The organism is Propionivibrio sp., assembly GCF_029255185.1.
In the GTDB taxonomy this organism is placed as follows: Bacteria; Pseudomonadota; Gammaproteobacteria; order Burkholderiales; family Rhodocyclaceae; genus Propionivibrio.
The window spans coordinates 1-6395 of sequence record NZ_JAPUVO010000041.1 but is presented as its reverse complement, the minus strand read 5'-3'; the positions used below and the strand labels follow the sequence as shown (position 1 = coordinate 6395).

Sequence of the window (6395 nt, the reverse complement as noted above, 5' to 3'; positions counted from 1 at the left end):
CATAAAATAACGGGGTTGGGACTCAGCAAAAAAGCCACTCACTTTCAGTTGCTCGCAATGCTCGGCGGCAATTGCCGTCGTACTGAACAACGAAACGGTTATTAGCAGCAGATAGATGATGCAACAGGCAGGGATCACGAAAATCCGTGCCCTGAGGGACGCCGTAGAACAAGTTTTCCAGGATTTCAACTCAAATCTCCCATCTCATAAACACACAAGGGGACACACTATTGGACGCAGCACAGGCCAAAAGTGTCTGGCGATACTGAATCTGAATCTCCCCGGAAGGCAGATCGAAGCCCTCTGTTCCCTGTTCTTTTTGGAATTACTAGGCGCGACAAACCCGCAGCACTCTATGCACAAAACCATTTAATGTCAAACACTTAATCTCTGCATGCACTTATTCTCTGCGCTTGAAATGACTATCGTGATGTGCAGCGCGTCGCCCTACCAGTCGCGGTCGTTGGCCAAGAGGTCGGCAACTTTGATGGGGTTCATCCCCGTGCGGTTGGCGATGGTGATGACGTCCTCGACCGGCATCGGGTTATCCAGGGTGATGTCGACGGCGGAGAGGTCCGCGAAGTTGAGCTTCTCGATGTTGCTCAGCAGGTCGGCGATGTCGATGCCATCGCCACCCTTTAAGGTATCGTCGCCTTGTTCACTCTTGAGAATGTCACTGCCCGATCCGGTATAGTCGAGAGGCGGAAATCACAACCATGTGGCCGGTTTGAGGACTAAACATTCAATTGACTTAAAAGAGGAGTTGGCAATGGACAAATCGATGGTAAAAGGCGTAGTCATTGGCGGCATCGCGGCGCTTGCCGTCGCGGCCAGTGGCGTTACCGGCTACAAGGCACTAACCAAACCCCGTTTTGCGGAAGTTCTGGCTGTTAAGGACGTTACCGAAACCGTTAAGACGCCGCGCGAGGAGTGCCATGATGTGCAGGTGCGGCACCAGGCGCCGGTCAAGGATGAGAACCGGATCGCCGGCAAGGTGGCCGGTGGCGTCATTGGTGGCGCCCTGGGCAGCATGGTCGGCAGCGGCCGCGGCAGTACCGTGGCGATGGTTGCCGGCGCGGCGGGCGGTGCTTACGCAGGCAACCAGGTACAAAAGAACATGCAGGAGAAGGACACTGTGACCACGACCGAAGCGCGCTGCAAGACGGTTTATGACAGCTCCGAAAAGCACATTGGTTACGACGTAAGCTACCGTCTGGAAGGCAAGCAGGACGTCGTGCGTCTGGCCTACAATCCGGGCAGTCAAATTCCGGTCAAGGATGGAAAGCTGGTGTTGGAGCCGCCGCAAAAGTAAGGTTTTTGTTCCTGCCGTAAAACCTTGACTATGTTCCGCTCGCTCAACACCCCGACTTCGTGGGCCGTCACCCTCTGCGCCGCCGGCATCTTGATGGTGACCATGGGCGCGCGGCAATCGTTGGGCCTTTTTCTCGCGCCGCTTAACGCCAGTACCGGTCTTGACATCGCTTCGATTAGCTTGGCCATGGCTATCGGCCAGTTCATGTGGGGCGCCGTGCAACCAATCGCCGGCGCGGTGGCCGACCGTTACGGCCCGCGTCGCGTGCTGCAGGGCGGCCTGCTGCTGCTGGCGCTGGGCAGCGCCCTTACGCCTTGGATGACCAGCACCTGGGGACTGGTATTTTCGCTCGGCCTGCTCTTTGCTGTGGGCTCGGGCGCCGGCAGTTTTTCGGTACTGATCGGCGCCGCGACCACCCGCCTGCCCGTCGAGGCGCGTGGTGTGGCATCGGGTGTGATCAACGCTGGTGGTTCCTTCGGGCAGTTCGTCTTCGCCCCGATTCTGCAAAAGTTGATTCAAGCCATGGGCTGGATGGGCGCGATGTGGGCGCTGGCAGCGCTGACGCTGACCGCGCTGCCGCTGGTCCGGGTCATTTCGCAACCGCCCGGCCACGCACACCGATCAATCGCCGCCACCGACTCCGGGCTGCGTCGCAGTGTACGCAATGCCTTGGCTGATCGCAGCTACCTGCTGCTGCACGCCGGGTTCTTTACTTGCGGTTTCCACATCGCCTTTCTCGTCACCCATCTGCCGGGCGAGGTCAATCTGTGCGGCCTGCCACCCGCGGTGGCCAGTTGGTCGTTGGCCATCATTGGACTGGCCAATATTTTCGGCAGTCTCTATGCCGGCTCCTGCATTGCGCGCTATCGCAGCAAATACGTTCTGTTCTGGATGTATGCGTCACGCGCGGTGATGATTGTGCTGTACCTGATTGCGCCGAGAACCGATCTGACCTTCTACATTTTCGCCGCCGGCCTCGGCTTTACCTGGCTGGCCACTGTGCCGCCGACCGCCGCCATCGTCGGCAAGCTGTTTGGTGTGCGCCATCTCGGAACACTGTTCGGCCTGACCCTGCTCTCGCACCAGATCGGCGGCTTTCTCGGCGCCTGGCTGGGCGGCTTGTCGATCACCCGCTTCGGCGACTACACCTGGATGTGGTACGCTGATATGGTGCTGGCTGCCATCGCAGCGCTGGTCAATCTGCCGATCCGCGAGGCGGCGGTGCAGCAACTGCCACGGCTTGGGAGAGCATGATTATGCTGATCAAACTGACTTCAAATACCAGCGGCGAAATGATCATGTTTGCAAAACATGCGCGTCGCCTGTTCGAGATCATCGGCAAGGAGTGCAGCGCGCGCGGCGTGTTTACCCAGGAGCAACTGCCGCAGGCCATCGCCAGCCTGCACCGCGCCGTCGACGAGGACAAAGCACACAGCCGGGATGAAGAAGGCGCTGATGACAAAAACACAGAGCAGATCAGCCTGGGGCAACGCGCTCAGCCGCTGATCCATCTGATGGAGTGGACCTTGAAGGAAAAGGGCTTCATCCTCTGGGAAGCGGAACGGGACTTCTGATTGGGGCGGCGTTCAGAGTACCTGATTGACCAGGCGATCAGCGCGCACACGGGCCAGCCGCCGGATCAGACGTTGCACCGGGAGGGGATAGGTGTCAACGGCATCGAGTGCACGATGGTGTTCGAGTCGGTGCGCGTGCGTCACGATTCTTGCCAGCTCGGCCAGATGCTGTTCGAGCAAGATGTGTTGCGGGTCGTGGATCACCAGAGCGTTTTCCAGATCGAGTCGCCAGGCGCGCGGATTGAGATTGTTGCCGGTATATACGGCGTAGTCCTCATCGACCAGCAGGCCCTTAAGATGGAAGGTATTGCCTTCGTGACGCCACAGGTGCACGTTGAGGCGCCCGGCGGCAATGGCGCTCTGGTGCGTCTTGCAAAAGCGACGCAGATTGGCTTCATAGAGGTAGGGCAGCGCGCCGATGGTTTTGAAGGGTTCGTCGGGCGGGATGTAAAAATCACTGGCTGTCTTATCGCCCAGGATAATGGTGACGCGGCATCCGGCCTTGATCTTGGCGTCGAGCGCCTTGCGGATTGGCCCGGGAAGGTTGAAGTAGGGTGTGAATATCACCAGTTGCTTTTGCGCGTGGCGAATTAGTTGCACTAGCGTTGCGTTCAGTTCGTTGTCACGCACACCGAGACCGATCAGGGGCGTGATGCCGACTTCCCCGGCCTTGATCGTTCCCGGCGTGAAGTGATAGCGGGCTTTGCCGAGCACCCGGCGGAATCTGACGATGGCGTTGCGAATGTCCAGAGTTTTTGGCACCGCCTTGGTATCGAGAGGGTGTACGGCCGGGTTGGTGCGCAGAACACCGGTCAGTAGATCCGCCATGCAATCGGCCAACGGCCGATTGCGAATCAGATGGTAGCGGTCAAGGCGATAGCGCTGATGCCATTGCAGGTAAACGTCGTTGAGACTGGCGCCGCTGTAGAGAACGCTGTCGTCAATGATGAATCCCTTCAGATGCATCACCCCCATGAACTCCCGTCGCTGCACCGGAACGCCGTAGATCGGCACGCCCGGTCCGAGACGCTGCGCCAGATCCTTGTACAGCGCCGAGTTGCCGGCTGAGCGCGCTTTGCCGATGAGGCCGCGTTGTGCACGGTGCCAGTCGACAAAAACAGCGATCTGCAATTGCGGCTGCGTCTTCTTTGCAGCGTAGAGGGCTACCAGCAGCTCTCTGCCGGCGTCGTCATCCTGCAGGTACAAGGATGGGATCAGGATGCGCTGCCGAGCCGCCCCGATCAGCGCCAGCAGGGTTTCACGAAAGGCGGCTGGGTTCGCCAGAGTGCTCAGGCATGCGGCCGCTACTGGAAGGCACGGCAAACTATCAAGCGCGGGCCTGTCGTTGGCGCGTTCACGCCAGCGTTGCCACGCTGAAGCGAGTCCGGCAGGAGTGATAATGGGTGCTTGAGTTGGTTCCACGGGGTGGGATTATACCGACAGGCGCTGCTTGTCGCTGCCCGGCAATTTCTAACAAATCTGGATTCGGCATGGTTATTGTCGTTCCCCGCGTGGTAACGTCCTAGTTGTTTGGGGTTTGAGCGCTAGCCTGATGGAGTTCGCCCTAGATCCGGCTTTGGAGTTATCTCTGAATGCATCGCCAACTGCATCTGCTTGATCGCCCTGCGCTGGAAGACAGAGGTTTCCCGCCGCTGGTTTTTGTACATGGCGGCTATATCAATTCGGCGTGCTGGGATGTGAGCTTCCTGCCGTTTTTCCAGAGGCGGGGCTACCACTGTTACGCCCTCGACTTGTCCGGACACGGCAGAAGCGCGGGGCGTCGCGAGTTGCACAACTTCGGGCTGGACGATTACGCTGAAGATGTCGCCCACATCGTTGCGTCTCTGGGCGCCTCACCGGTGCTGATCGGGCACTCGATGGGCGCAATCGTGGTCCAGCGTTATCTCGAAACGGCGTCGGCGAAAGCGTTAGTGATGCTGGCTCCTGTTCCACCAACCGGCCTTGCGGTATCGGGCATGCAACTGGCGCTCCGGCAGCCGGATTTTATCGCCGAAGCCGAGCGTGCCGTGCGTGGCGAATACACCGCCAAAACGGTCCGCGTAATGCGCGAGGTATATTTCTCGCCCGACGTAAGCGCTGAGCAATTTGCCGTTTTTCAACCCATGGTGCAGGACGAGTCGATGCGCGCGCTGACTGAACTGATGACGCTGTCCTTGCGCTTGCCGGCAAGAAAGCCACGAATTCCCGCGCTGGTCATTGGCGGGCAACTCGATGCGCTGTTCGCGGCGAACCGGCTATACATGACGGCGGCCGGCTGGAACGGCGAAAGTTGCGTCATTCCGCGGGCAGGACACATGCTGATGATGGACCCCCAGTGGCGCAGTGTGGCAGAGAAAATCGATGACTGGCTTGGCGTCCATCTTGGACTGAATCGGGATCAGACCCCTGAATGCATGGCACAGATTGTATAAACCGAAGGACCGATGGGTTCCGCCGACGTGCCAAGAATGTCAGCCTGCCCGCAACTATTTCCAAAGTGATAAGGTAAGATGCGGCGCTGGTGCTGGTGCTGGTGCTTGAGTTTGCGTCGTCCATAACTACACGGGAGCGTTTAATGCGGTCGCTGTTAACCAAGCTTCTCGTTGTCCTCACCGGATTGTTGATCGTCGGTACGTCACACGCCCAGGCTCAGGACAAGACCAGTGCGTTAATGACGCCCGAACTGCTCGAAAAAATCCGTCGTGCCAACAACGAGTGCTTTGCCTGCCATTCCACGGAAGGTTACAAGAACCCGCCGAAAACACACGCTACAGACATGGATCTGGCGAAGTTGCGCACCCTGATACACGAGCCAAATATTTTCAATGGCTCCAACCACGGTCTGATGGAATGCAAGCAGTGCCATGGGCAGGGCTATGTCGATTTTCCGCATGCCGCCGATGCCAGGAGTTCGATCAGTCCCTGCGAGGAATGTCACGCGGCCAAGGTGATGAAGGTCGAGCAACAGTTCGAAGCCTCGGTTCACGCGAAAAATCTGAAAGACAAATTCACCTGTAGTACCTGCCATAGTCCACACGTCGACCTGATCGCCTCCAAGCTGATCGATCCGAAGAGGATCGTCGCACAGGACAATCGCCATTGTCTGGCCTGTCACGATTCCGACAGGGAGTTTGCCAAGTTCGCACCGGACGACGAAAAAACCTCACTCAAAAAGGAGCGCCCGAATATCGATGAGCTCCACGAGTGGCTGCCCAATACCCGCGCCCACTGGAAAGCGGTGCGCTGCGTCGAGTGCCATACCCCGGCAGGCAAAACGCTCTCACACGAAATCTTGAACAAGGACAAGGCCGAGAAGAAATGCCTCGCCTGCCACAGCGCCAATAGTTCGCTCAATACGCGCCTGTATCGTCACCTGGCCAAGGAAGAGCATCAGCGGCTCGGGTTTGCCAACAGCGTCATTCTCTCCAACTCCTATGTCCTTGGCGCGACCCGTCACCCTCTGATCGACACCCTGCTGATGATTGCTTTCGGCGCCATGCTCCTCGGTT

At 58.5% G+C, this 6395-nt stretch carries 7 protein-coding genes; 6 read left to right on the top strand and 1 reads right to left on the bottom strand.

Going from position 1 to position 6395, the window contains the following annotated elements; all coding sequences use genetic code 11:
- Window positions 1–432: 432 nt before the first annotated feature.
- The 4 genes from Q1J43_RS00845 (at window position 433) to Q1J43_RS00830 (ending at window position 2886) form a co-directional block, all read left to right on the top strand.
- Window positions 433–642, top strand: coding sequence for a hypothetical protein (locus Q1J43_RS00845; protein ID WP_301100394.1), 210 nt, complete (start codon window positions 433–435; stop codon window positions 640–642).
- Window positions 643–769: 127 nt separating this feature from the next.
- Complete coding sequence (locus Q1J43_RS00840; protein ID WP_301100393.1) at window positions 770–1312, top strand: glycine zipper 2TM domain-containing protein; 543 nt, start codon at window positions 770–772, stop codon at window positions 1310–1312.
- A gap of 30 nt (window positions 1313–1342) precedes the next feature.
- On the top strand, window positions 1343–2566 hold the full coding sequence (locus Q1J43_RS00835; RefSeq protein WP_301100395.1) for an MFS transporter: 1224 nt from the start codon (window positions 1343–1345) through the stop codon (window positions 2564–2566).
- A 2-nt stretch (window positions 2567–2568) separates the two neighbouring features.
- Window positions 2569–2886: a DUF1840 domain-containing protein gene (locus Q1J43_RS00830; RefSeq protein WP_301100392.1), complete on the top strand. Its 318-nt coding sequence runs from the start codon at window positions 2569–2571 to the stop codon at window positions 2884–2886.
- A 12-nt stretch (window positions 2887–2898) separates the two neighbouring features.
- Here Q1J43_RS00830 and pssA read toward each other — a convergent pair whose 3' ends face one another.
- Window positions 2899–4308, bottom strand: coding sequence for a CDP-diacylglycerol--serine O-phosphatidyltransferase (gene pssA / locus Q1J43_RS00825; protein ID WP_301100391.1), 1410 nt, complete (start codon window positions 4306–4308; stop codon window positions 2899–2901).
- 170 nt (window positions 4309–4478) lie between these two features.
- Between pssA and Q1J43_RS00820 the strand changes: the two genes are divergently transcribed.
- Window positions 4479–5318: an alpha/beta hydrolase gene (locus Q1J43_RS00820; RefSeq protein WP_301100390.1), complete on the top strand. Its 840-nt coding sequence runs from the start codon at window positions 4479–4481 to the stop codon at window positions 5316–5318.
- A gap of 143 nt (window positions 5319–5461) precedes the next feature.
- A partial coding sequence (locus Q1J43_RS00815; RefSeq protein ID WP_301100389.1) for a cytochrome c3 family protein occupies window positions 5462–6395 on the top strand: 934 nt, incomplete at its 3' end.

What these genes read in the sequence shown, in the direction of transcription:
- Q1J43_RS00835 (WP_301100395.1), top strand. Translation starts at nt 1,343, where the DNA reads ATGTTCCGCTCGCTCAACACCCCGACTTCGTGGGCCGTCACCCTCTGC.
- Q1J43_RS00820 (WP_301100390.1), top strand. Translation starts at nt 4,479, where the DNA reads ATGCATCGCCAACTGCATCTGCTTGATCGCCCTGCGCTGGAAGACAGA.
- Q1J43_RS00840 (WP_301100393.1), top strand. Translation starts at nt 770, where the DNA reads ATGGACAAATCGATGGTAAAAGGCGTAGTCATTGGCGGCATCGCGGCG.
- Q1J43_RS00830 (WP_301100392.1), top strand. Translation starts at nt 2,569, where the DNA reads ATGCTGATCAAACTGACTTCAAATACCAGCGGCGAAATGATCATGTTT.